The sequence below is a fragment of the Vibrio sp. ED004 genome, from assembly GCF_023206395.1.
In the GTDB taxonomy this organism is placed as follows: domain Bacteria; phylum Pseudomonadota; class Gammaproteobacteria; order Enterobacterales; family Vibrionaceae; genus Vibrio.
This window is the reverse complement of sequence record NZ_CP066149.1, coordinates 1,700,648-1,726,208: the sequence shown is the minus strand read 5'-3', so window position 1 is coordinate 1,726,208 and position 25,561 is coordinate 1,700,648. Positions and strand designations below refer to the sequence as shown.

25 protein-coding genes are annotated in these 25,561 nt (G+C 45.1%); 20 read left to right on the top strand and 5 right to left on the bottom strand.

The window, feature by feature from the left end; translation table 11 throughout:
• The first annotated feature begins 87 nt into the window (after positions 1-87).
• Both ITG10_RS07795 and ITG10_RS07790 read left to right on the top strand, forming a co-directional pair.
• Positions 88-2,175, top strand: a complete 2,088-nt coding sequence (locus tag ITG10_RS07795; protein WP_017632667.1) for an alpha-amylase — start codon at positions 88-90, stop codon at positions 2,173-2,175.
• Between the two features lie 254 nt (positions 2,176-2,429).
• Positions 2,430-3,680, top strand: a complete 1,251-nt coding sequence (locus tag ITG10_RS07790) for a valine--pyruvate transaminase (RefSeq protein WP_017632666.1) — start codon at positions 2,430-2,432, stop codon at positions 3,678-3,680.
• Between the two features lie 218 nt (positions 3,681-3,898).
• Here ITG10_RS07790 and ITG10_RS07785 read toward each other — a convergent pair whose 3' ends face one another.
• From ITG10_RS07785 to dnaA, 5 genes are all read right to left on the bottom strand, one after another.
• Positions 3,899-4,333, bottom strand: a complete 435-nt coding sequence (locus ITG10_RS07785) for an Hsp20 family protein (RefSeq protein ID WP_017632665.1) — start codon at positions 4,331-4,333, stop codon at positions 3,899-3,901.
• A gap of 403 nt (positions 4,334-4,736) precedes the next feature.
• The gene (gene gyrB, locus ITG10_RS07780; protein WP_017632664.1) at positions 4,737-7,154 is read right to left on the bottom strand and encodes a DNA topoisomerase (ATP-hydrolyzing) subunit B; all 2,418 of its coding nucleotides are present in this window, start codon (positions 7,152-7,154) and stop codon (positions 4,737-4,739) included.
• Between the two features lie 17 nt (positions 7,155-7,171).
• The gene (recF, locus tag ITG10_RS07775; protein ID WP_017632663.1) at positions 7,172-8,251 is read right to left on the bottom strand and encodes a DNA replication/repair protein RecF; all 1,080 of its coding nucleotides are present in this window, start codon (positions 8,249-8,251) and stop codon (positions 7,172-7,174) included.
• Between the two features lie 82 nt (positions 8,252-8,333).
• Positions 8,334-9,434 carry a DNA polymerase III subunit beta gene (gene dnaN / locus ITG10_RS07770; RefSeq protein WP_017632662.1) on the bottom strand — a complete coding sequence of 367 codons (1,101 nt, stop codon included), beginning with the start codon at positions 9,432-9,434 and terminating at the stop codon, positions 8,334-8,336.
• Between the two features lie 80 nt (positions 9,435-9,514).
• Entirely contained in the window at positions 9,515-10,936 is a 1,422-nt protein-coding gene (gene dnaA, locus ITG10_RS07765; protein ID WP_017632661.1) for a chromosomal replication initiator protein DnaA, read from the bottom strand.
• Between the two features lie 310 nt (positions 10,937-11,246).
• Here dnaA and ITG10_RS07760 point away from each other — a divergent pair, with 310 nt between their 5' ends.
• The 18 genes from ITG10_RS07760 (at position 11,247) to atpH (ending at position 25,548) form a co-directional block, all read left to right on the top strand.
• Positions 11,247-11,996 carry an amino acid ABC transporter substrate-binding protein gene (locus tag ITG10_RS07760; protein ID WP_009848135.1) on the top strand — a complete coding sequence of 250 codons (750 nt, stop codon included), beginning with the start codon at positions 11,247-11,249 and terminating at the stop codon, positions 11,994-11,996.
• Positions 11,997-12,132: 136 nt separating this feature from the next.
• Positions 12,133-12,804, top strand: a complete 672-nt coding sequence (locus tag ITG10_RS07755) for an amino acid ABC transporter permease (RefSeq protein WP_017632660.1) — start codon at positions 12,133-12,135, stop codon at positions 12,802-12,804.
• The gene (locus tag ITG10_RS07750; RefSeq protein WP_248386765.1) at positions 12,801-13,538 is read left to right on the top strand and encodes an amino acid ABC transporter ATP-binding protein; all 738 of its coding nucleotides are present in this window, start codon (positions 12,801-12,803) and stop codon (positions 13,536-13,538) included. The genes ITG10_RS07755 and ITG10_RS07750 overlap by 4 nt, the downstream gene beginning before the upstream one ends.
• Before the next feature lie 207 nt (positions 13,539-13,745).
• Entirely contained in the window at positions 13,746-13,880 is a 135-nt protein-coding gene (gene rpmH / locus ITG10_RS07745) for a 50S ribosomal protein L34 (RefSeq protein ID WP_004735800.1), read from the top strand.
• 45 nt (positions 13,881-13,925) lie between these two features.
• Positions 13,926-14,249, top strand: coding sequence for a ribonuclease P protein component (gene rnpA, locus ITG10_RS07740; protein ID WP_017055478.1), 324 nt, complete (start codon positions 13,926-13,928; stop codon positions 14,247-14,249).
• Complete coding sequence (gene yidD / locus ITG10_RS07735; protein ID WP_004735802.1) at positions 14,216-14,473, top strand: membrane protein insertion efficiency factor YidD; 258 nt, start codon at positions 14,216-14,218, stop codon at positions 14,471-14,473. The genes rnpA and yidD overlap by 34 nt, the downstream gene beginning before the upstream one ends.
• Before the next feature lie 2 nt (positions 14,474-14,475).
• Positions 14,476-16,095 carry a membrane protein insertase YidC gene (gene yidC, locus ITG10_RS07730; protein ID WP_248386763.1) on the top strand — a complete coding sequence of 540 codons (1,620 nt, stop codon included), beginning with the start codon at positions 14,476-14,478 and terminating at the stop codon, positions 16,093-16,095.
• Between the two features lie 130 nt (positions 16,096-16,225).
• Positions 16,226-17,587, top strand: a complete 1,362-nt coding sequence (mnmE, locus tag ITG10_RS07725; protein WP_026084428.1) for a tRNA uridine-5-carboxymethylaminomethyl(34) synthesis GTPase MnmE — start codon at positions 16,226-16,228, stop codon at positions 17,585-17,587.
• A gap of 50 nt (positions 17,588-17,637) precedes the next feature.
• On the top strand, positions 17,638-18,072 hold the full coding sequence (gene mioC, locus ITG10_RS07720; RefSeq protein WP_017632656.1) for an FMN-binding protein MioC: 435 nt from the start codon (positions 17,638-17,640) through the stop codon (positions 18,070-18,072).
• A gap of 481 nt (positions 18,073-18,553) precedes the next feature.
• On the top strand, positions 18,554-20,449 hold the full coding sequence (gene mnmG / locus ITG10_RS07715; RefSeq protein ID WP_017632655.1) for a tRNA uridine-5-carboxymethylaminomethyl(34) synthesis enzyme MnmG: 1,896 nt from the start codon (positions 18,554-18,556) through the stop codon (positions 20,447-20,449).
• Positions 20,449-21,081: a 16S rRNA (guanine(527)-N(7))-methyltransferase RsmG gene (rsmG, locus tag ITG10_RS07710; protein WP_017632654.1), complete on the top strand. Its 633-nt coding sequence runs from the start codon at positions 20,449-20,451 to the stop codon at positions 21,079-21,081. Before mnmG ends, rsmG begins: the two co-directional genes overlap by 1 nt.
• A 14-nt stretch (positions 21,082-21,095) precedes the next feature.
• Complete coding sequence (locus ITG10_RS07705; protein WP_026084427.1) at positions 21,096-21,869, top strand: ParA family protein; 774 nt, start codon at positions 21,096-21,098, stop codon at positions 21,867-21,869.
• A 23-nt stretch (positions 21,870-21,892) separates the two neighbouring features.
• Complete coding sequence (locus ITG10_RS07700) at positions 21,893-22,774, top strand: ParB/RepB/Spo0J family partition protein (protein ID WP_017632652.1); 882 nt, start codon at positions 21,893-21,895, stop codon at positions 22,772-22,774.
• Positions 22,775-22,966: 192 nt separating this feature from the next.
• On the top strand, positions 22,967-23,356 hold the full coding sequence (locus ITG10_RS07695) for a F0F1 ATP synthase subunit I (protein WP_017632651.1): 390 nt from the start codon (positions 22,967-22,969) through the stop codon (positions 23,354-23,356).
• A gap of 8 nt (positions 23,357-23,364) precedes the next feature.
• Positions 23,365-24,162: a F0F1 ATP synthase subunit A gene (gene atpB, locus ITG10_RS07690; protein WP_017632650.1), complete on the top strand. Its 798-nt coding sequence runs from the start codon at positions 23,365-23,367 to the stop codon at positions 24,160-24,162.
• Between the two features lie 50 nt (positions 24,163-24,212).
• Positions 24,213-24,470, top strand: a complete 258-nt coding sequence (atpE, locus tag ITG10_RS07685; RefSeq protein ID WP_004411110.1) for a F0F1 ATP synthase subunit C — start codon at positions 24,213-24,215, stop codon at positions 24,468-24,470.
• A gap of 58 nt (positions 24,471-24,528) precedes the next feature.
• Positions 24,529-24,999: a F0F1 ATP synthase subunit B gene (atpF, locus tag ITG10_RS07680; protein WP_128644429.1), complete on the top strand. Its 471-nt coding sequence runs from the start codon at positions 24,529-24,531 to the stop codon at positions 24,997-24,999.
• Between the two features lie 15 nt (positions 25,000-25,014).
• Positions 25,015-25,548 carry a F0F1 ATP synthase subunit delta gene (gene atpH, locus ITG10_RS07675; protein ID WP_017632648.1) on the top strand — a complete coding sequence of 178 codons (534 nt, stop codon included), beginning with the start codon at positions 25,015-25,017 and terminating at the stop codon, positions 25,546-25,548.
• Positions 25,549-25,561: the final 13 nt, after the last annotated feature.

Here is a 25,561-nt window from a genome sequence, read left to right as displayed (position 1 = left end):
GTTATTGATTATCTGAATGAATCAGCGCTCAGACTGTAGAGGGCATTGTTTGCTATAATTGACCTGTTTATTCAGGGGAAGGGAACAATGAAAAAAACAGTACTCGCGCTTTCAATACTCGCACTCAGCGCATGCAGCCAAACCAGTGATGACAGCTTATTGCTGACGATTGATAACAACACTGTCGTATTTGAATCGACAGGAAAAGGCACTGTTATTGCTGAACAGGAACTCGCTAAAGGTAGCTATACCTTCTCTATCAGCGATACTCAAAATACCTGTGGCACCAACTATGCACTGGCTGAAGAAAACCGCATCAAATTCAATAAACCCCTTCGCCTAGACGACTGCGCCGAGAAGTCTGAATTAGATATCAAGGTCTTTCGCGCTAACACCTATCAGTTTACGCTCAATCCACAAACCAATGAGCTGACCGTTCAGATAAAGCCGAAGCAACAACAAGTACAAAGCTTTGCTTGTCCGGTTCCTAGTGACGAACCAACCATCATCGACGTTGCTCAAACCTTTGATAATGGCACCGTGGTTAGAGACGCTCTTTCAGGCAAACAAGTCACAGTAACTAATGGCAGCGTCACCATGCAGCCAGCAGAAAATAGCCAAGGTGTCTTGTTGCTAGAAAAGGTTGAACCCGAAACCAAAGCTGAATTTAGTTGGGATAACGCCACGGTTTACTTCGTGATGACCGACCGCTTCCACAACGGCAACCCTGACAACGACAACAGTTACGGGCGCAGCCAAGACGGACAAGAAGAAATCGGCACCTTCCACGGCGGCGATTTAGCAGGCTTAACCGAAAAGCTCGATTACATAGAATCACTCGGTGCTAATGCTATCTGGATAACGTCTCCGTTAGAACAGATCCACGGTTGGGTTGGCGGTGGTGATCGCGGTGATTTCAAGCATTATGGCTACCATGGTTACTACCACCAAGATTGGACCAAGCTTGATGACAACATGGGCACAGAAGATGAACTGAAAACCTTCATCGATACCGCGCACAGCAAAGGCATTCGTGTCGTGTGGGACGTGGTAATGAACCACACTGGTTACGCCACACTTGCTGATATGCAAGAGTTCGACTTTGGTAAACTCAACCTCACCGATGAAGAAGCAACAAAAACACTTGGCGAAAACTGGACAGACTGGCAACCCGCTAAAGGCCAAAACTGGCACTACTTCAATAACTACATCTCATACAGCGATAAAGAAGCGTGGGAAAAATGGTGGGGCAAGGCATGGCTGCGCAGCGATATCGGCGCTTATGATTCTCCGGGTTACAACAACCTCACCATGTCTTTGGCGCACCTGCCCGATTTCAAAACAGAATCGACAGAAACCACTGGGCTACCGAACTTCTATCGCAACAAATCCACCAGCGCGACCGATGAACTTAAAACACCTCGAGAACATCTAATTACTTGGTTATCTGATTGGGTGCGTGAATACGGCGTTGATGGCTTTAGGGTTGATACCGCCAAGCACGTTGAACTGGACGCTTGGGCTGAATTGAAGGAGAGCACCAATCAAGCACTTGCTGAGTGGAAGCAGAACAACCCAGACAAAGCCTTGGATGACCTGCCATTTTGGATGACAGGCGAAGTGTGGGCACACAGCGTGGTGAAGTCAGATTACTTCGCTAACGGTTTTGATTCGATCATCAACTTTGAATTCCAAAGCGATATCGCCCCTAAGGCGCTTAAGTGTCTATCCGATCTCGATGCTGATTACCTCCGTTACGCAGACAAGATCAACAGTGACAGCGAGTTCAACGTGTTGAGTTACCTATCGTCTCACGATACATCGCTATTCTGGACACAGCACGGCAGTGACTTTGCTAAACAAACCAAAGCCGCGAATGCATTAATGCTTGCTCCGGGCGCGGTACAGATCTATTACGGTGATGAAATCGCCCGTGACTTTGGCCCAACAGGTTCCGATCCAATGCAAGGCACTCGCTCGGATATGCCATGGGATCAAATCACCGGCGAGCGTGCAGAGTTGTTAGAACACTGGCAAGCGCTTGGCCAATTTCGCCAACGCCACCCAGCCATCGCGCAAGGTAAGCACATCATCCGCAACAACAAAGGCTATTACGCCTTCGAACGCCAATACCAAGATGACAAGGTGTTGGTTGTGTATACCGGTTCGAAGTAAGCACGCATGGTTTTCAAACGAAATTAATCAAAGGGGAAGCTTCGGCGTCCCCTTTTTGATCACTAAAAGCACGTTCAATAGGCAAGCTGTCACTCATTAGCCAAACTTTATAGAAGTTTTTTTCGTGTTAGAGCATTTGGCGCTATGCGTCGCAAAAACATTGCGGTATGTTCAAGGAACACACTGATGGCAGGCATAAGGTCTGCCTTAATGACACATAACAAGCAATCACAATGAATTAGGTAAAATAAGTAATGCAGTTCTCTAAGTTTGGTGAAAAGTTTAATCGATACTCTGGAATCACTCGTTTAATGGATGATTTGAATGATGGCCTGCGCACTCCAGGCGCTATCATGCTCGGTGGTGGCAACCCAGCCGCTATCCCAGCCATGCTCGATTACTTTAACCAAGCCAGTGCCGACATGCTCGCCAGTGGAGAACTCATCGCCGCCCTCGCTAACTACGATGGTCCACAGGGCAAAGACAGCTTCATTAAGTCATTAGCTGCAATGCTAAAAGAGACCTATGGCTGGGACATCAGCGAAAAGAACATCAGCCTGACTAACGGCAGTCAAAGCGGCTTCTTTTACCTGTTTAACCTATTAGCAGGTCAACAACCAGACGGTTCACACAAGAAAATCTTGCTGCCGATCGCTCCTGAATATATAGGCTACGGTGATGCAGGGATTGATGATGACATTTTTATCTCTTACCACCCAGAGATCGAGCTGCTAGAAAACCGTCAGTTCAAATACCACGTCGACTTTGAACAACTCAAGGTTGATGACTCAGTGGCCGCTATTTGTGCTTCTCGCCCAACCAACCCTACGGGTAATGTGCTGACAGACGAAGAAGTGCGTAAGTTGGACAAACTCGCACGTGAAAACAACATCCCGCTACTGATCGATAACGCTTACGGCCTACCATTTCCAAACATCATCTTTGAAGACGTGGAACCGTTCTGGAATGAAAACACAATTCTGTGTATGAGCCTATCTAAGCTTGGTTTGCCAGGTGTGCGTTGCGGTATCGTGATCGCGAGCGAAGAGGTTACGCAAGCGCTGACTAACATGAATGGCATTATCAGCTTAGCGCCAAGCAGTGTGGGTCCTGCGATTGCCAACCATATGATTGAGAACGGTGACTTACTACGCTTAAGCAGCGAAGTGATTAAGCCTTTCTATAAAGATAAGTCTTTGCGCGCTGTTGAACTGCTGCAAGACACTATCGACGATCCACGCTTTCGAATCCACAAACCAGAAGGCGCTATCTTCTTGTGGTTATGGTTTGATGAATTGCCTATCACGACAATGGAGCTGTATGACAGATTGAAAGCTCGCGGCGTATTGATTGTTCCAGGTGAATACTTCTTTATCGGTCAAGAAGACGAGTGGGATCATGCTCACCAGTGCTTACGTATGAACTACGTACAAGACGATGAAGCGATGCAGAAAGGCATTAAGATCATTGCTGAAGAAGTGAAAAAGGCTTACTCAGAGCAGTAATCAGAGCTTTTAGCTTACCGTAGACCAAATACAAAAAGAGCACCTCATTGGGTGCTCTTTCACTTTTACTTCCCGATTGTTTTTGTCACTTGAATACCCTAAATAATTGGGGGTTCAGCTAGGCGACTAGAAAATTCAGCCCAATGAGCATAGGGAACCTATGTGATTAGGGGGAATTTACGACGTCAACAACGCTGTAGCTTCAAGTATGACGGGTATTAGCCTTCTAGTAGACTATTACCATTAATAGCAATCTTACGAGGTTGCATCGCTTCTGGGATTTCGCGTTCTAGGTCGATGTGAAGAAGACCATTTTCCATGCTTGCGCCTACCACTTTTACGTAGTCTGCCAGTTGGAATTTACGCTCGAAATCACGCTCTGCGATACCTTGGTATACGAAGGTTTTCTCTACTTCTGCTTTACGCTCACCTTTAACAATTAGCATGTTCTCTTTCTGAGTAAGATCTAATTGGTCATCAGCAAAACCAGCAACGGCCATAGTAATACGGTAGTTGTTCTCGTCTTTTTGCTCGATGTTGTATGGAGGGTAACCGCCAGAAGAGTTCTTCGATGTGTTCGCTTCCATCATGTTGAATAGACGATCGAAGCCGATTGCGTTGCGGTAAAGTGGAGTGAAATCTACAGTTCTCATAATGCTATCCTTTTAGTAAGCAATAGTCTTAGCCGTGAATTTTACTTAGATCGAACCTGTTTGATCCAGTAAACAGCTAAGAGATTCAATTCGCATTCCTCGGGCTTCACCTCTATTGGCGACAACACTGGGACATGACAATGAATCAATTTTTAAGTTGTGTGCTGCAAAAGTTATCCTCTATTGAGCGACACTTCGTCAGCGGTAATGAAGGTTCTGTTTCTTCTCTTGTAGAGCAAGACAGTCATCCTCTTCATAAATAGATATGTGGATTGAACAAAACAGTTTCAAGGGATTATTTTTAAATATTTTTCTAGCCCATTATTTTTCAATCACTTAAAAACAAAAAAGACCGCCATTTCTGGCAGTCTTTTACGGAATTTAGATTGCTTTTGGGGACAATCTACACATCCAAGTTGGCAACCTTCAATGCGTTCTCTTCGATGAAGTTACGACGAGGCTCAACTTGGTCACCCATTAGCGTGGTGAACAGTTGGTCAGCGCCAACCGCATCTTCGATCGTTACTTGCATCATACGACGAGTTTCAGGATCCATTGTGGTTTCCCAAAGCTGATCTGGGTTCATCTCACCTAGACCTTTGTATCGTTGTAGGCTTAGACCACGACGAGACTCTTTAACCAACCAGTTCAGAGCTTCAACGAAGTTCGTTACCGCTTGAGTACGCTCACCACGTTTGATGTAAGCGCCTTCTTCGATAAGACCGTCTAGTGCTTCTGCTAGGCTTGCTAGCTTGCCGTATTCTTTCGAGTTGAATAGCTCAATACTTAGCGCATGTTCGTGTGTCACACCGTGAGTACGAACCACAATCTTAGGTAGGCTTAGACCTAGCTCTTCATGTTTTTCAACTTCTAGAGAGTACTGGCTTGCACCAACCTCTTTCGCGTTTAGTTGCTCAACCAGCTGCTTACCCCAAGTTTCTACTGCTGATTCATCGTGACACTGCTCTGCAGTTAGACGAGGCATGTAGATCATTTCATGCATCAGTGCATGCGGGTAACGGCGGCTCATGCGCTCAACCAGTTTGATACCAGAGTTGTATTGTTGAACAAGCTTCTCTAGCGCTTCACCTGCCAATGCTGGTGCATCAGGGTTAACGTGTAGAGCTGCGTTGTCTAGTGCCAATGATACTTGGTACTGGTTCATTGCATCTTCATCTTTGATGTACTGCTCTTGCTTACCTTTCTTCACTTTGTAAAGTGGTGGCTGAGCGATGTAGATGTAACCACGTTCGATTAGCTCTGGCATTTGACGGTAGAAGAAGGTCAACAATAGCGTACGAATGTGCGAACCATCGACATCGGCATCGGTCATGATGATGATGTTGTGGTAACGCAGTTTATCTGGGTTGTATTCGTCACGGCCGATACCACAACCAAGTGCTGTGATTAGCGTTGCAACTTCTTGTGAAGAAAGCATCTTGTCGAAACGAGCTTTCTCTACGTTGAGGATCTTACCTTTAAGTGGAAGAATCGCTTGGTTCTTACGGTTACGCCCCTGCTTAGCTGATCCGCCAGCAGAGTCCCCTTCCACAATGTATAGTTCAGACAGTGCAGGATCTTTTTCCTGACAGTCAGCAAGCTTACCCGGTAGGCCAGCTAGGTCTAAAGCGCCTTTACGACGAGTCATTTCACGCGCTTTACGAGCGGCATCACGAGCACGTGCTGCATCGATAATCTTAGAACAAACAATCTTAGCTTCGCCCGGGTTCTCAATTAGGAACTCAGACAGTTTCTCACCCATCGCTTGCTCAACCGCAGACTTCACTTCAGAAGATACTAGTTTGTCTTTAGTTTGGCTTGAGAACTTAGGATCTGGCACTTTCACCGAAATTACAGCAGTTAGACCTTCACGAGCATCATCACCTGAAGTCGCAGTCTTCGCTTTCTTAGAGAAGCCTTCCTTGTCCATGAAGCTGTTCAGAGTACGCGTAAGCGCAGCACGGAAGCCAGCAAGGTGAGTACCACCATCACGTTGAGGAATGTTGTTTGTGAAACAGTAGATGTTTTCTTGGTAACCATCATTCCACTGCATCGCTACTTCTACAGTGATCCCATCTTCACGTTCGTGGTCGAAGTGGAAGATTTTTTGGATGATCGGTGTCTTGTTGGTGTTTAGGTGATCAACGAACGCCTGAATACCACCTTCAAACATGAAGTGATCTGATTTATCTTCTTCACGCTCATCAATTAGCTTGATAGATACGCCAGAGTTTAGGAACGACAGTTCACGTAGACGCTTAGCAAGAATATCGTAGTGGAAAAGTACATTTGAGAATGTATCTTCACTTGGCCAGAAACGAATCTCTGTACCCGTTTTATCTGTATCGCCGATAGCAGCAAGAGGAGCTTGCGGCTCACCGTGGTGATACGTTTGAGTATGGATTTTACCACCGCGGTGGATAGTAAGAGTAACCTGCTTAGACAGTGCGTTTACTACTGAAACACCAACACCGTGCAAGCCACCTGATACCTTGTATGAGTTATCATCAAACTTACCACCAGCGTGAAGAACCGTCATGATTACTTCAGCAGCAGACACTTGCTCTTCTGGGTGTAGTTCAGTTGGAATACCACGGCCGTCATCGCGTACCGATACTGAATTGTCTTCATGGATAGTAACAATGATGTCATTACAGTGACCAGCAAGTGCTTCATCAATAGAGTTATCTACTACCTCGAAGACCATGTGGTGCAGACCGGTACCATCATCCGTGTCGCCAATGTACATTCCAGGACGCTTACGAACCGCATCCAGACCCTTCAGTACTTTAATACTCGATGAATCGTAATTATCTGACATAGTTACTCTCTGACTAATTATCCTTGCTCTATTTTGCCATGTTCCACATGAAACATCCTGCTATTTTCATCATGCATATCTGCAATCTGATCAGCGGTAATAGAGCTTACAAAAACTTGAGCCTCGGTCGCCTTTAAACACTCAGCAAGACGTGCGCGGCGTTGGCTATCTAATTCGGAAGCGAAGTCATCTATTAAATAGATACACTGCTTTCCTGTCATTTGAGTGAGGTGTTGCCCTTGTGCTACTCGCAATGCACACACCATCAACTTCAATTGACCTCGTGACAAGACATCTTCCACAGGAGTGCCGTTCACTTTTATCTTTAGATCCGCTTTGTTTGGTCCACTAAAGGTGTAACCAAGCTGCTGATCCCTTTCAAAATTCTTTTCTAATATCTCGGCGTATGGGGTGTCTTTATCCCAACCGCGATAGTAGTTAATCTTTATCTCAAACTCAGGTAGGAAGGTCGCGCAGATTTCTTCGGCGACTTCTTTAAGCTGATCAACGTAGGTGGCACGCCACTGGCTGATACTTTCAGCTAAACGGGCCAGTTCTTGATCCCAATAGCTCAACTCTCGATAGTGGGTTGCCGTTTTCAATAATGCGTTTCGCTGTTTATTGAGGCGCTTTACCCTACCCCAAGCATCATAAAAACCCGACTCACTGTGGAAGACTCCCCAATCAATGAATGCTCGGCGATGCTTAGGTCCATCTGTCAGTAAATCAAACCCTTCAGGGTGAATCAACTGCAAAGGTAAGACTTGAGCTAACTGAGCCAACTTTTGCCCAGTTTGACCGCTTATTTTAACCTCTGTCGTGCCATCGCGCTGCTTATTAATGCCAATTGGCAGCTCAAATTGATCCGAGGTCATAAAACGGCCATGTACAAACAGCTCACTACACTCGTTTTGTATGATACGACCGGTGAGTGAACTCTTGAATGAGCGGCCGTGTCCGAGCAGATACACCGCTTCAAGGACGCTGGTTTTGCCGCTTCCGTTAGCCCCTATAAGAAAGTTAAAGCCTGATGACGGTTGAATGTCACAGGCTTCAATATTTCTAAACTGCTTAACGATTAAGCGCGATAAAGGCATAACGTCTTCATATTAATCTTCAATCACGACTCGGTAGGTAAACGTTGTTGATCGGTAAACATGGTTGATTCACAAACAACGCTTATAAGCGAATTGGCATAACAACGTACATTGCGCTGTCATCTTGTGCATTTTCAATCAAAGCACTCGCATTCGCGTCTGACATTGAGATACGAACTTGTTCGCAACGCAGTGTGTTCAGAACGTCCAATACGTAACTTACGTTGAAGCCAATCTCTAGTGCATCACCGTCGAAGGTAACGTCTAGCATCTCTTCCGCTTCTTCTTGCTCTGGGTTGTTCGCGGTAATACGCATCTCGCTATCAGCAAGGTTAACGCGAACACCACGGAATTTTTCATTCGAAAGAATCGCAGCGCGAGAGAATGCAGAGCGTAATTCATCACAACCCGCTTCTAGCGTTTTGGTGGTATTTTGCGGCATTACACGACGATAATCAGGGAAGCGACCATCAACGAGCTTAGAAGTGAAGACATAGTTGTTCACTTCAGCACGCACGTTTGAGTTACCAATTTGCAGCGTTACTGGCTGTTCTGGAGCATCCAATAGCTTCACTAGCTCTTGAACACCCTTACGAGGAACAATGATCTGCTTTTGAGCAAAATCCGCACCTAGCTGTGCTTGAGATACCGCCATACGGTGACCATCAGTCGCGACGCTGCGCAGGATAGAACCTTCAATCTCAAACAACATACCGTTGAGGTAGTAACGAACGTCTTGGTTCGCCATTGAGAATTGAGTTTTCTCGATAAGACCGCGTAGCTCAGCTTGTGTTACTGACACTTCAACTTCACTGCTCCAGTCTTCAATATTTGGGAAATCAGCCGCAGGCAAGGTTGCCAATGAGAAACGGCTACGACCAGAGCGTACTTGAACACGGTCGCCATCCAATACCACAGTGATGACTGAGCTATCAGGTAAACCACGACAGATATCTAGGAATTTACGAGAAGGAACAGTGATGCTGCCTGCTTCGAAATCACCTTCAAGCGTTACACGGCTGATCAGTTCAACTTCTAGATCCGTTGCTGTCATCGACAACACGTTATCTTCTACTTTAATCAGTAGGTTTCCTAGAATTGGAAGCGTTGGCCTGCCACCTAGCGCGCCAGACACTTGTTGTAATGGCTTAATCAGATGACTACGTTCAATGGTAAATTTCATATCTTGCTCTTACGGTCTAAATGGCACACATCATAGTGCGTGGCCAAGATTCTGCTTATTAAGGTTAAGAATACTGTGTATTAAGAAGAAAGGGTACGAATCAAGTTCGAATAATCTTCTTTAATGTCGTGGCTCTCTTCACGCAGCTGAGCAATCTTACGACAAGCGTGCAGTACGGTCGTGTGGTCACGGCCACCGAATGCATCACCAATCTCAGGCAAGCTGTGGTTAGTCAGCTCTTTCGCCAGTGCCATCGCCAATTGACGTGGACGAGCAACAGAACGAGAACGACGTTTAGACAGGAGATCGGCTACTTTGATTTTGTAGTACTCAGCCACTGTCTTTTGAATGTTATCAATGGTGACCAGCTTCTCTTGCAGTGCAAGAAGGTCACGCAGTGCTTCACGTACGAAATCGATCGTGATCGGGCGACCTGTGAAGTTTGCATTAGCAATCACACGGTTCAATGCGCCTTCAAGTTCACGAACGTTAGAGCGTAGACGCTTAGCAATAAAGAACGCCACTTCGTCCGCAAGGTGAATTTGGTGGTCTTCTGCTTTCTTCATTAAGATCGCAACACGCGTCTCAAGCTCTGGTGGCTCAATCGCTACCGTCAAACCCCAACCGAAGCGAGATTTAAGACGATCTTCTACGCCGTTGATCTCTTTTGGATAGCGGTCAGAAGTTAGGATGATCTGTTGGTTGCCTTCAAGCAGCGCATTAAAGGTATGGAAGAACTCTTCTTGAGAACGCTCTTTATTAGCGAAGAATTGGATGTCATCGATAAGCAATGCATCAACACTACGGTAGTAACGTTTGAATTCTTCGATCGCGTTGTTTTGCAGTGCCTTTACCATATCCTGAACAAAACGCTCAGAGTGCATGTACACCACTTTCGCATTTGGCTTGCCATCAACAATGGCGTTACCTACGGCGTGCAACAAGTGAGTTTTACCTAGACCTGTGCCACCGTATAGAAATAGAGGGTTGTACGCCGCGCCTGGGTTATCCGCCACCTGACGAGCTGCTGCCAAACCCAGTTGGTTCGACTTACCCTCAACAAAGTTATTGAACTTATGCTTAGGGTTCACGTTGGAACGGTGGTTAATGTCCACGGCTACAGGCTCTTCATCACGCCACGTGTTGTGAACAGGCTTACGAGCTTGCAATTGTGCCGGAGCAGATGACTCAGCGGCCACATCGGCTGCCGTACGTGTACGAGTCGGTGCTGGTGTCGCTGGCTTTGGTGCAACCACGCGCTTGCTTCCCACTTCAAAATGCAGATGTGGGATATCATTACCGCAATATTCTTGCAGCAAGCGGTTGATGCTATTTAAGTACTTATCACGAACCCAATCGAGTACGAATCGGTTCGGAGCAAATAGAGTTAGAGTATTGTCATTGAGCTCCGCTTGTAACGGACGAACCCACATACTGAATTCTGTAGCTGGTAACTCTTCTTGAAGCTGTTGCAAACACTGCAACCAAAGCGAAGATGACACGGTGCCCCCACTCTATTTAAGTAATATGAAATGACTGCTAATTTTACCTGTTGATAAGTCAGATCACCAGCAATTGATCACAGATCCAGTGAATAAGATCCAAGTTATTCACAATAAATTTGTAATTAATCGGTGGATCCACACATCTTGCCCCTAATTTACTCACATAACGATCCACTTATGCCCGGATCCTTGCTAGTTATCCCCAAATCAGGAATGCAATCTGGTTATGGTTAATAACATCTGGTTATTTATTCTATTGTGCATTTTCCCAGTAACATCCAATCCCATAAATATAAGGAGTTACCAAATGAATAACTGGATTAAGGCTGCAATTGCGGCTATCGCACTCTCTGCTGCTACTGTTCAAGCCGCGACTGAAGTTAAAGTCGGCATGTCTGGTCGCTACTTCCCGTTTACTTTCGTTAAACAAGACCAACTACAAGGTTTTGAAGTGGATTTATGGGATGAGATCGGTAAGCGTAACGACTACAAGGTTGAATACGTAACGGCAAACTTCTCTGGTCTGTTCGGTCTTCTTGAAACGGGTCGAATCGATACCATTTCAAACCAAATTACTATGACGGATGCACGTAAAGCGAAATACCTATTCGCAGACCCATACGTAGTAGACGGCGCACAGATTACCGTTCGTAAAGGTAATGACAGCATCAAAGGCATCGAAGACCTAGATGGCAAGACAGTTGCGGTAAACCTAGGCTCAAACTTTGAACAACTGCTTCGCAGCTACGACAAAGACGGCAAGATCAATGTGAAGACCTACGATACAGGTATTGAACATGATGTAGCACTAGGTCGTGCCGATGCATTCGTAATGGATCGCCTATCAGCACTAGAGCTTATCAAGAAGACTGGTCTACCATTACAACTAGCAGGTCAGCCATTCGAAACAATTGAAAACGCTTGGCCTTTCGTTGACAACGACAACGGTAAAAAACTGCAAGCAGAAGTAAATGAAGCATTAGCAGCAATGCGCGCAGATGGTACGCTAGAAAGTATCTCTCAGAAATGGTTTGGTGCGGACATTACTCAGAAGTAATGACTCACTTTCTCCATTGAAGGCCCACTGCTTTACACAGCGGTGGGCTTTTTGCTTTTGTGTAACCGATTAAAAAGCCTGATATAACCGTACTTCGAAAGATAACAACACTTCCAATAAAAATACGAGATAGATTATGGGATTTGACTTTAATTACATGCTAGAGCTGTTGCCGATACTGCTGAAGTATCTGGGCACCACCATGGAGATGGCTATTTGGGGCTTATTCTTTGCTCTGATCTTGTCTCTGATACTGGCGAACATTCGTGTATTCAAAATCCCAGTACTCGACCAGCTAAGCCAATTGTATATTAGCTTCTTCCGAGGCACGCCACTGCTGGTACAACTATTCCTCCTTTATTACGGCTTACCACAAGTATTCCCGTGGATGGTTGGCTTAGACGCCTTCAGCGCCGCTGTGATTGGTTTAACCTTGCACTTTGCCGCGTACATGGCTGAAAGTATTCGTGCGGCGATTATTGGTATTGATCGTAGCCAGATGGAAGCCAGCCTTTCAGTAGGTATGACGACCAGCCAAGCGATGCGCAGAGTGATCTTACCACAAGCCACCCGCGTGGCACTGCCATCATTGATGAACTACTTTATCGACATGATTAAGTCGACTTCACTTGCATTCACCCTAGGTGTAGCCGAAATCATGGCTAAAGCTCAGATGGAGGCCTCTTCAAGTTTCCGCTTCTTCGAGGCTTTCTTAGCAGTCGCGCTGATTTACTGGGGCGTGGTGGTTATCCTCACTCGTATTCAAATTTGGGCCGAAGTGAAACTGAATAAGGCGTATGTACGATGATCAAATTACAAAATATCCACAAGCAGTTTGGTGACACCGAAGTTTTGAAAGGGATCGACCTAGAAATCAAGCAAGGTGAGATAATTGTCATCATAGGTTCAAGTGGTACTGGTAAATCTACCTTACTGCGTTGTGTGAACTTTCTAGAGCAGGCCGATCAAGGCACCATTTCGATTGATGATATTAATGTCGATGCTCAGAAACACACCAAAGCAGAGGTACTTGCACTGCGTCGTAAGACCGGTTTTGTGTTCCAGAACTATGCCCTATTCGCTCACCAAACCGCGAGACAGAATATTGCCGAAGGTTTGATTACCGTTCGTGGTTGGAAAAAGCAGCAAGCCCATGAAAAAGCACAACAAATACTCGATGATACTGGTTTAGGTGACAAAGCCGATAGCTACCCAGCAGCGCTCTCTGGTGGCCAGCAGCAACGTGTAGGTATTGGCCGTGCAATGGCACTACAACCTGAGCTTTTGTTGTTTGATGAGCCGACATCTGCGCTTGATCCTGAATGGGTTGGCGAAGTGCTTAACTTAATGAAAAAGTTAGCAAATCAGCATCAAACCATGCTGGTGGTTACCCATGAAATGCAGTTTGCTCGAGAGGTTGCAGACCGAGTGATCTTCATGGCTGATGGCCATATTGTTGAGCAGGGATCTCCACAGGATATTTTTGGTAATCCACAGGATCCTAAATTAAAAAAATTCTTAAATAAGGTTGGGATCGACTAAGGATCCTTGTGATTTTAGTTAATCTACGTATAATCCCCCGACCGGAATTTTAGTTAACCCAATCATTGACACTTTTTGTGACAGTGATTACAATTCCGCCTCTTTGTTGAGAGGCGTCGGTTTTCCTTTCTTATATAAAGAAGAGAAAAAATGCCCACGCCGGGTTTAACAAAAACCTAAAACTACTGATCAGTAAGGTAATTACAAATGAAACGCACTTTTCAACCTACAGTTCTAAAGCGTAAGCGTACTCACGGTTTCCGTGCTCGCATGGCTACTAAGAACGGTCGCGCAACAATCAATGCACGTCGTGCAAAAGGCCGTAAGCGTCTTTCTAAGTAATCTTTGATTATTTTGAATAAGCTAGCCTTCGGTCGGGAGTTACGCTTGTTAACTCCCGAACATTATCAAAATGTCTTCAAGCAAGCTCATCGAGCTGGCTCTCCTCATTTCACCATCATTGCTCGAAATAACTCTCTTTCAAATCCTCGCCTTGGATTAGCCGTTCCGAAAAAGCAGATTAAAACCGCAGTTGGTCGTAACCGATTCAAGCGTCTTACTCGTGAAAGCTTTCGTAACACTCAACACAAACTTCCTAACAAAGATTTTGTTGTAATCGCTAAGAAGAGCGCGCAAGATTTAAGCAATGAAGAAATGTTCAAGCTACTCGACAAATTATGGCTTCGCCTGTCTCGCCCTTCGCGTGGATAGCGCTAATACCCATCTATTTTTATAGATGGTTTATTAGTCCACTCATCGGCCCACGCTGCCGATTTACTCCAACCTGCTCTTTATATGCGATAGAAGCGTTGAAAGCTCACGGTTTTGTAAAAGGGTGTTGGTTATCAGGCAAACGTCTATTAAAATGCCATCCTTTGAACGAAGGGGGCTTTGACCCCGTTCCACCAGTCCAAAAACAAGACAGAGATAAATAACGATGGATTCTCAACGTAATATCCTGTTAATCGCATTGGCATTGGTTTCTTTCCTACTTTTCCAACAATGGAACGTAGCTAAGAACCCAGCACCACAAGCGGTTGAGCAGGCACAATCTGGCAGCCCCCTACCAGCGCCATCTTATGCAGATGATCTAGACCCGGCTCCTGGTCAAGTTGCTTCTGCAAAAACTATCACAGTAACAACTGATGTACTGACTCTGTCAATTGATACGGTTGGTGGTGATGTCGTTAAAGCAAACCTAAATGATTACTCTGCTGAGTTCGATTCAGAAGATACTTTTGTTCTTCTTAAAAACGAACCAGGTCACCAATTTATCGCTCAAAGCGGTCTAGTTGGTCCTCAAGGTATCGATTTAAGCAGCACTAACCGCCCTAGCTACACGGTTTCAGCAGACAGCTTCAAGCTAGCTGAAGGTCAAGATGAACTACGCATCCCAATGACTTACCAAGCGAACGGCCTTGATTACACAAAAACATTCGTACTTAAGCGCGGCAGCTACGCGATTGACGTTGAATACGATGTAATCAACAACTCTGGTAACAATGCGACATTCGGCATGTACGCTCACCTACGTCAAAACGTTATGGATGACGGCGGTAGCCTAACAATGCCAACTTACCGTGGTGGTGCTTACTCTACGGAAGATACGCGTTACAAAAAATACAGCTTCGACGATATGCAAGATCGCAACCTGTCTCTTAACCTAGCAAACGGTCAAGGTTGGGCAGCGATGATTCAGCACTACTTTGCAAGTGCTTGGATCCCACGCGACGAAGCAGGCAGCAACCTTTACACTCGTGTAATCGGTAACCTTGGCGACATCGGTGTTCGTATGCCGAACAAAACCATCGCTACAGGCGACGAAGCAAGCTTTAAAGCAACGCTTTGGGTTGGTCCTAAACTTCAAGACCAAATGGCTGCTGTTGCACCGAACCTAGACCTAGTAGTTGATTACGGTTGGTTATGGTTCATTGCTAAACCACTTCATACTCTGCTTTCGTTCATTCAAGGCATCGTTGTGAACTGGGGTCTAGCGATCATCTGTCTAACGTTTATCGTTCGTGGCGCTATGTACCCACTAACGAAAGCTCAGTACACGTCTATGGCGAAAATGCGTATGCTTCAGCCTAAGCTGACTGCAATGCGTGAGCGTATTGGCGATGACCGTCAACGCATGAGCCAAGAAATGATGGAGCTTTACAAGAAAGAGAAAGTAAACCCACTAGGTGGTTGTTTACCTATCCTTCTGCAAATGCCTATCTTCATTTCGCTATACTGGGCACTAATGGAGTCTGTTGAACTACGTCACTCACCGTTCTTCGGTTGGATTACTGACCTTTCAGCACAAGACCCATACTACATCTTGCCACTTCTGATGGGTGCTTCAATGTTCCTAATCCAGAAGATGAGCCCGACAACTGTAACGGATCCAATGCAGCAGAAGATCATGACCTTTATGCCGGTTATGTTCACATTCTTCTTCCTGTTCTTCCCTTCAGGTCTGGTTCTATACTGGCTAGTATCGAACATCGTAACTCTGATTCAGCAAACGCTTATCTACCGCGCGCTGGAAAAGAAAGGCTTACATTCTAAGTAAGTTCGATAATAGAAAGAACTAAAGAAAGGCGACCAAAAGGTCGCCTTTTTGTTTTTAGCTGATTACAATTCAGCTAATTGATTAATCGTGAACGCCCCTTTTTGGCTTTCACATGCTAGCAGGCACACCTATGACTACAGATACGATTGTTGCTCAAGCGACCGCGCCCGGCCGTGGTGGCGTCGGTATTATCCGCGTTTCCGGCCCATTGGCGACTCAGGTTGCCCTAGAAGTAACAGGAAAGACACTTAAGCCTCGCTACGCTGAGTACCTGCCTTTTAAATCGGCCGATGGCATCGAGCTCGACCAAGGTATCGCGCTTTACTTCCCTAACCCACATTCGTTCACTGGCGAAGACGTGTTGGAGCTGCAAGGCCACGGCGGCCCAGTGGTTATGGACATGCTCATCAAGCACATACTAACCATCTCAGGCGTGCGTGCTGCGCGTCCAGGCGAGTTCTCTGAGCGTGCCTTCTTGAACGACAAGATGGATTTAACCCAAGCAGAAGCGATTGCTGACTTGATTGACGCAAGTTCAGAAGAAGCGGCAAAGTCAGCGCTGCAATCATTGCAAGGTGAGTTCTCTAAGCGCATTAACACACTGGTAGATTCACTGATTCATCTACGAATCTATGTTGAAGCAGCTATCGACTTCCCAGAAGAAGAAATTGATTTCCTGGCTGATGGTAAAGTAAGTGCTGACTTACAGGCTATCATCGACAATCTGGAAGCCGTGCGCCAAGAAGCCAATCAAGGTGCCATCATGCGTGAAGGTATGAAGGTAGTGATTGCTGGTCGCCCAAATGCAGGTAAATCGAGCCTATTGAATGCACTGTCTGGCAAAGAGTCAGCGATTGTGACCGACATTGCCGGTACTACACGTGATGTACTGCGTGAGCACATCCATATTGACGGTATGCCACTGCACATTATCGATACCGCAGGCCTGCGTGATGCGTCTGACGAAGTCGAAAAAATCGGTATTGAACGCGCTTGGGAAGAAATTGCTCAGGCTGACCGAGTTTTATTTATGGTGGATGGCACGACAACAGACGCTACTGACCCGAAAGATATCTGGCCAGATTTTGTTGATCGTTTACCAAATAACATCGGTATGACGGTGATTCGTAATAAAGCGGATCAAACCAGTGAAGAGCTGGGCATTTGCCATGTGAACGATCCAACCCTAATCCGCCTATCAGCGAAAACAGGCCAAGGTGTTGATGCTCTGCGCAGTCATCTTAAGGATTGCATGGGCTTTGCTGGTGGTCATGAAGGTGGATTTATGGCGCGTCGTCGCCACTTAGATGCCCTAGAACGCGCATCTGAGCACCTGGATATTGGCCAACAACAACTTGAAGGCTATATGGCTGGAGAGATCTTAGCGGAAGAGCTTCGTATCACTCAACAGCACCTCAATGAGATCACAGGTGAGTTCAGCTCAGACGATCTTTTAGGTCGCATCTTCTCTTCTTTCTGTATCGGTAAATAACCTTTAAAGGCCAGCATTAGTTGGCCTTTTTCTTTAATAAGGACAGTTTAATGATCCACATTATTACAGGCAGCACCCTAGGCGGCGCCGAATACGTTGGCGATCACCTTAATGATCTTCTTGAAGAACAAGGTCATGAGATCACCCTACATAATCAGCCTGAGTACGATGATATTCCACAACAAGGCTTTTGGTTATTGGTGACTTCAACTCATGGTGCGGGTGAGTTTCCAGACAATATTAAGCCTTTTATTGACGCATTAACCCAACACTCTCCAGACTTAAACCAAGTTCGCTTTGCTGTCGTGGCGCTTGGCGATTCAAGCTACGATACCTTCTGTTTAGCTGGGAAATCCGTCCACAACCAACTGGAAAACCTCGGTGCAAAACCGATTTCAGCGTGTTTTACCATCGATGTATTGGAAACTCCGGTACCTGAAGATGCTGCAGAAGCCTGGTTTAACGATCATAGCGACCAGTTTTAACCTCTCCTTTCTTCCCAGAAGCGGCTTATGCCGCTTTTTTTGGCTCCAAATATCGTGATTGTGAATAACTTTTTTCAAAAAAATCGAAAATAAGCGATTTATTTTCGATTTTATCTGTGGATAAGATCATACATATACGGTGATTAACCTATAGTTATCCAAATAACAAGTTTTAAGCCAATTTACCCCTGTTAATAAGTAGCCATTTTGATCCCAGCTAATCCTCATCCTGATCAAAGTTAGATCACATCATTTGATCCAAAAAAGATCCATGATCTCGTTGATCATTTCCGACTTATCCACAGACCACCTCGATCCTAATAATAGATCTAATAAAAGATCTCCTTAAAGATCTTATCTATATTAATTAAAAACAGCTTTCTCGAAAAATTCCAAAAACGTTTTCTCAGGCTATTAAAACAGGTAGAATATCGCTCCTTTTTATCAGTCTAGAAAACGTTTGAATACCTGAGGTCGGTTCATGCTTTATCACGAAAAATTTGACGTCATCGTTGTTGGTGGTGGCCATGCAGGAACGGAAGCCGCACTCGCATCTGCACGTACTGGTCAAAGTACGTTATTACTTACTCATAATATCGATACATTAGGACAAATGTCTTGTAACCCAGCCATTGGCGGGATTGGTAAGGGCCACTTGGTAAAAGAGGTCGATGCAATGGGTGGATTAATGGCGCAAGCTATTGATCATGCAGGTATTCAGTTCAGAACATTGAACGCATCAAAAGGCCCTGCGGTTCGTGCAACTCGTGCACAAGCTGACCGCGCGCTTTACAAAGCGTTTGTTCGTAACGTTCTTGAAAACACACCAAACCTGACTTTGTTCCAACAGTCGGTTGATGATTTGATCGTTGAACAGGATCAAGTGGTGGGTGTGGTGACACAGATGGGCCTTAAGTTCCGCGCTGATGCTGTGGTATTGACTGTAGGCACATTCCTAGGCGGAAAGATCCATATTGGTATGGAGAGTTCTTCAGGTGGTCGTGCGGGTGATCCACCATCGATCGCACTGGCTGACCGTCTTCGTGATCTTCCATTCCGAGTTGATCGCCTGAAAACAGGTACACCGCCACGTATCGATGCACGAAGCGTTGATTTTTCTGAGCTTGAAGTTCAGCACGGTGATAATCCAACCCCTGTTTTCTCGTTCATGGGTAGCCGAGCACAACAGCCTCGTCAAATCCCGTGTTACATCACGCATACCAACGAGAATACACACGACGTTATTCGTGCCAATCTTGATCGCAGCCCAATGTACGCGGGTGTGATTGAAGGTATTGGCCCTCGTTACTGTCCTTCGATTGAAGACAAAGTGATGCGTTTTGCTGACAAGAACAGCCACCAAATCTTTATTGAGCCTGAAGGTCTAACGACACATGAGCTATACCCGAACGGTATCTCAACCAGTCTGCCGTTTGATGTACAGGTTCAAATCGTTCGCTCTATGAAGGGCTTTGAAAATGCTCATATCGTTCGCCCAGGCTATGCGATTGAGTACGATTTCTTTGACCCTCGCGATCTTAAGCTGACTTACGAAACCAAGTTTATCAAGGGTCTGTTCTTTGCTGGTCAGATCAACGGTACAACGGGTTACGAAGAAGCAGCGGCACAAGGCTTAATGGCCGGCCTGAATGCGAGTTTGTTTACGCAAGGCAAAGAAGGCTGGAGTCCACGTCGTGACCAAGCTTACATGGGCGTTCTTATTGATGACCTATCAACAATGGGCACCAAAGAACCTTACCGTATGTTTACGTCTCGTGCGGAATACCGTCTGTTGCTTCGCGAAGATAACGCTGATATCCGATTGACTGAGAAGTCTCGTGAACTTGGCCTTGTTGACGATGCGCGTTGGGCCCGTTTCAACGAAAAAATGGACAGCATGGAGAAGGAGCGTCAACGTCTGAAAGAAACTTGGATTAATCCAAAGTCTGAGGACATCGGTGCATTAAACCAGATCCTAAAAACACCAATGTCTCGCGAAGCGAGTGGTGAAGATCTTCTTCGTCGTCCTGAAATGACTTATTCACAGCTCACCGCATTGGATCGTTTTGGCCCTGCATTGGAAGATCAACAAGCGTCTGAGCAAGTTGAGATCCAAGTGAAGTACGAAGGTTACATTCAGCGCCAACAAGACGAAATCGAAAAATCACTGCGTCATGAAAACACCAAACTGCCTGCTGATATCGATTACAGCGAGGTGAAAGGGCTTTCTAACGAAGTGGTTCTAAAACTGACAACTACTAAACCAGACTCTATTGGTATTGCTTCTCGTATTTCAGGTATCACACCTGCAGCAATCTCAATCTTATTGGTTTACCTGAAAAAGCACGGCCTATTAAAAAAAGGTGAGGAAGCATAATGAGCGCATTACGCGAGAAACTGGATCACCTGATTGGCCAGACTGAATTAGAAGTATCTGAAAAACAACGAGGCCAATTGGTTGGCTACGTTGAGTTGCTCAATAAGTGGAACAAGGCGTACAACCTAACGTCAGTTCGTGATCCGCTAGAAATGATGGTGAAACATATCTTAGATAGCATCATTGTTAGCACTCACTTACAAGGTAAGCGCTTTATTGACGTTGGCACTGGCCCTGGTCTTCCTGGGATTCCGCTCTCAATCATGAATCCTGACTGCGAGTTTTACTTGCTAGATAGCCTGGGTAAGCGTATTCGTTTTATCAAACAGGTGATTCATGAGCTGGGTATCGACAACGTTGTGCCGGTTCAAAGTCGTGTTGAAGAGTTTCAACCTGAAGAAAAGTTTGATGCAGTGCTCAGTCGTGCATTTGCATCAATGACAGACATGGTAGAGTGGTGTCACCATTTACCTAAAGAGCAATCCGGTGTATTTTTGGCTCTTAAGGGACAACATCCTAGAGATGAAATCGACCTGTTACCTGAATGGTGTTCAGTGACAGGCATTAAAGCTTTGCAAGTGCCAGAGCTTGATGGAGAGCGTCATCTAGTAACTTTATCGCGTCAGGGATAATCAGCGAGGCCATAGTGGGTAGAATCGTAGCAATTGCCAACCAGAAGGGCGGCGTAGGAAAAACAACAACTTGCATTAATTTAGCAGCATCAATGGCGGCGACAAAACGCAAGATATTGGTTGTTGACCTCGATCCTCAAGGTAATGCCACTATGGCGAGCGGTGTCGACAAATATCAAGTTGAAGCAACTGCTTACGATTTGTTGGTTGAAGACACCCCATTTGATGAGGTAGTTTGTCGAAGTACATCCGGCAATTACGACCTCATCGCCGCTAACGGTGATGTTACTGCGGCAGAAATCAAGCTGATGGAGGTCTTTGCTCGCGAAGTTCGCCTTAAGAATGCACTGGCATCCATTCGCGATAATTATGATTTCATCTTTATTGATTGCCCACCTTCTCTAAATCTTCTTACAATTAACGCGATGGCTGCGGCCGACTCCGTGTTAGTTCCAATGCAATGTGAATACTTTGCTCTGGAAGGTTTGACTGCGTTGATGGATACCATCAGTAAGCTCGCTGCGGTTGTTAATGAGAACCTGAAGATCGAAGGTCTTCTGCGTACTATGTATGACCCTCGAAACCGCTTATCGAACGAAGTATCTGATCAACTCAAAAAACACTTCGGTAGCAAAGTCTACCGAACTGTGATCCCTAGAAATGTGCGTCTGGCAGAAGCGCCAAGTCATGGCAAGCCAGCAATGTACTACGACAAATATTCCGCAGGTGCTAAAGCATATCTTGCTCTGGCAGGCGAAATGTTGCGTCGTGAAGAAGTCCCAGTATAGGTCTAACCAAAGGAATTCGCTCAATGTCTAAGCGTGGTTTAGGAAAGGGGCTAGATGCATTGCTTGCAACTAGCTCGTTGGCTCGTGAAAAACAGCAAGTTGCTTCTCATAGTCAGGCGTTGTCTGCAGATGGAGAGCTAACAGAATTGGCTGTTGGTTGCTTGAAGCCAGGTGTTTATCAACCGCGTAAGGATATTGCGCCTGAAGCGTTAGAAGAACTAGCCGCTTCAATCCAGTCTCAAGGCATTATTCAGCCAATCGTAGTACGTCCTTTAGCGCACGACCAGTTTGAGATCATCGCTGGTGAGCGTCGTTGGAGAGCGGCTCGTCAAGCAGGCCTAAAACAAGTGCCATGTCTGATCAAGCGAGTGGAAGATAAAGCCGCGATTGCGATGGCATTGATCGAGAATATTCAGCGTGAAGACCTGAATGTTATCGAAGAATCACAAGCGCTAGAGCGTCTACAGAACGAATTTGAACTAACGCACCAACAAGTCGCTGATGTGATCGGTAAATCGAGAGCGACGGTCAGTAACTTATTACGTCTAAATCAGCTCGAAAATGAAGTAAAAGGTTTAGTTTCCAATAAACAACTGGAAATGGGGCATGCTCGAGCACTGCTTGCGCTAGAGGGTGATACCCAGGTTGAAGCTGCAAATACTGCGGCAACCAAAAAAATGACCGTGCGTCAAACTGAGCAACTTGTCAAAAAGTGCTTAAAACCAGACGTTGAACCTGAATCGAAGCCTGAAGATACAGAAGCTATCGAACTTTCACGAAGACTCACGGAAAAATTGCAAGCAAACGTTTCAGTTACTCGTTCTGTTAGCGGTAAGTCAAAAGTGACAATTACTCTTGATGAGCCTCACAAATTAGAGCAACTTATTGCTAAACTAGAGTACTAAATGAGATAATTGATTTAGGTCAATTATGTAATAAACAAGTAATTTCGTACAAAAGTTGTAGGTTTGTATACAAAAATGTAAATGATTGCTGCATTGTTATTGCAATCAATTTGGCTGAACGTATAATTTTCGCCAATTTCTCAGCACGCTTTTAAGCGAGTAGTAAAGAAGGCTTAAAAGAGGAACGAATACATGGTAGCGGCGTTAGCAAGACCAGGACGAGTGCTTGCAAAGCAAATGTTATTGATCGAGCTTAGCGCGGTTATATTAGTGGCGATAGGGTTAGGTTTAGCTGTTAATCCTGATTGGGGTTTTGCTGCATTAATCGGTGGCGGTATTTTTGTCATCGCGAATGTAGTTTTTTGTGTGTGTGCTTTCCTATTTTGTGGAGCTCGCGCAACTAAGTTGGTTGCGGCGTCGTTCTATGCAGGCGAAGCGCTAAAAATCCTTATCACAGTTCTACTATTCTCTATTGTCTACATGTATATGCAGGTGGAATTAGTTCCCCTCAAACTGACCTATTTACTGGTTCTAGGTATTAATATCTTTGCGCCAGTGCTTTTCATTAACAATAAAAAATAGGATGAGTTATGGCTGCGCCAACAGCATCCGGATACATTGAGCACCACTTACAAAACCTTTCTTTAGCTAAGTTTGGTCTTGTAGAGGAGACAAGTTTCTGGAACGTACATATAGACAGTCTGTTTTTTTCGGTGTTGACAGGGATGTTATTCCTTTGGGTTTTTCGCTCAGTCGCTAAGAAAGCAACAGTAGGTGTACCTGGTAAGCTTCAGTGTTTTGTTGAAATGGTAGTGGAATTCGTTGGCGACAACGTTAAAGAAACTTTCCATGGCCGCAACCCTCTGATTGCCCCACTAGCACTGACTATATTCTGCTGGATTATCTTAATGAACTTGATGGACTTAGTGCCTATCGATTTCTTACCATATCCTGCAGAGCATTGGCTAGGTATCCCTTACTTGAAAGTGGTTCCTACAGCTGATGTAAATATAACCATGGCAATGGCTTTGGGTGTTTTTGCTCTGATGATCTACTACAGCATCAAAGTGAAAGGCCTAGGCGGATTTGCTAAAGAATTGGCACTGCATCCATTTAATCACCCAATCATGATTCCATTTAACTTGGTACTTGAGGTAATTTCGTTATTAGCGAAGCCACTATCTCTAGGTATGCGTTTATTTGGTAATATGTTTGCGGGTGAGGTGGTGTTTATTCTTATCGCGGCAATGCTACCGTGGTACTTACAATGGGTAGGTGCACTACCTTGGGCTATCTTCCATATCTTGGTTATTTTGATTCAAGCGTTTGTTTTCATGATGTTGACAATCGTTTACTTATCAATGGCTCATGAAGATAGTGATCACTAAAAAAATTTTTAAGCTTTATTCTAACTATTAATGTTAATCGGAGAACGTAAATGGAAACTGTACTAAGTTTTTCAGCAATCGCTGTTGCTATTATTGTTGGTCTTTGTGCCGTAGGTACTGCAATTGGTTTTGCTATTCTTGGTGGTAAATTCCTAGAAGGCGCTGCGCGTCAACCTGAAATGGCTCCAATGCTACAAGTTAAGATGTTCATCATCGCTGGTCTACTGGATGCTGTTCCAATGATCGGTATCGTAATCGCACTACTATTCACGTTTGCTAACCCATTTGTAGGTCAACTAGCAGGCTAATTAACTCTCAATAGTTAATTAAATTTTTGTAGTTGATTCTTAACGAGGGGTAGCTGTTGTGAATATGAACGCAACTCTGTTAGGTCAAGCAATTGCTTTTTCACTTTTTGTTTGGTTCTGCATGAAATATGTATGGCCACCAATTATGCAAGCAATTGAAGAGCGTCAGAAGAAAATTGCTGACGGTCTAGTAGCCGCTGAACGCGCTGCTAAAGACTTGAACCTGGCACAAGCCAACGCTTCTGAGCAAATGAAAGAAGCAAAGCGCACTGCAACTGAGGTTATTGAACAGGCAAACAAACGTAAAGCTCAAATTATTGATGAAGCTCGCGAAGAGGCTCAGGCAGAACGCCAGAAGATCTTAGCGCAAGCTGAAGCAGAAATTGAAGCTGAGCGCACACGTGCCCGTGATGACCTGCGCAAACAAGTCGCAACTCTGGCTATAGCTGGTGCTGAGAAAATCCTTGAACGTACTATCGATAAAGATGTACACGATGATCTTCTTAACAACATTACTGCAAAACTTTAAAGCAAGGGGCTGTATATGTCTGATTTGACTACAATCGCACGCCCCTATGCTAAAGCAGCGTTTGACTTTGCGGTAGATAAAGGTGAGCTCGACCAATGGGGTCAGATGCTTACTTTTGCTGCCGAAGTGGCACAAAATGATGATGTTCATAATTTATTAAGCGGTTCTATGACTGCTGAAAAATTAGCTGAAGTATTCATTGTAATTTGTGGCGAACAATTTGATGAATTCGGTCAGAACTTAATTAAAGTGATGGCAGAGAATGGCCGTTTAATGGCTTTTCCTGATGTTTGCAAAGAGTTCTTTATACTCAAAAAAGAGTATGAGAAAGAGATCGACGTTGAAGTGACTTCAGCCGTTGAACTTTCTGAAGAACAACGCGCAGATATCAGCAGCAAATTGGAACAGCGCCTAGCGCGCAAAGTTCAGCTGAATTGCAGTATAGATGAGACTCTACTTAGTGGAGTTATTATTCGAGCCGGAGACCTAGTCATCGATAACTCAGCGCGCAGTCGTTTAGACCGCCTGAGCGATGCATTGCAGTCTTAATGGGGATTGGAGC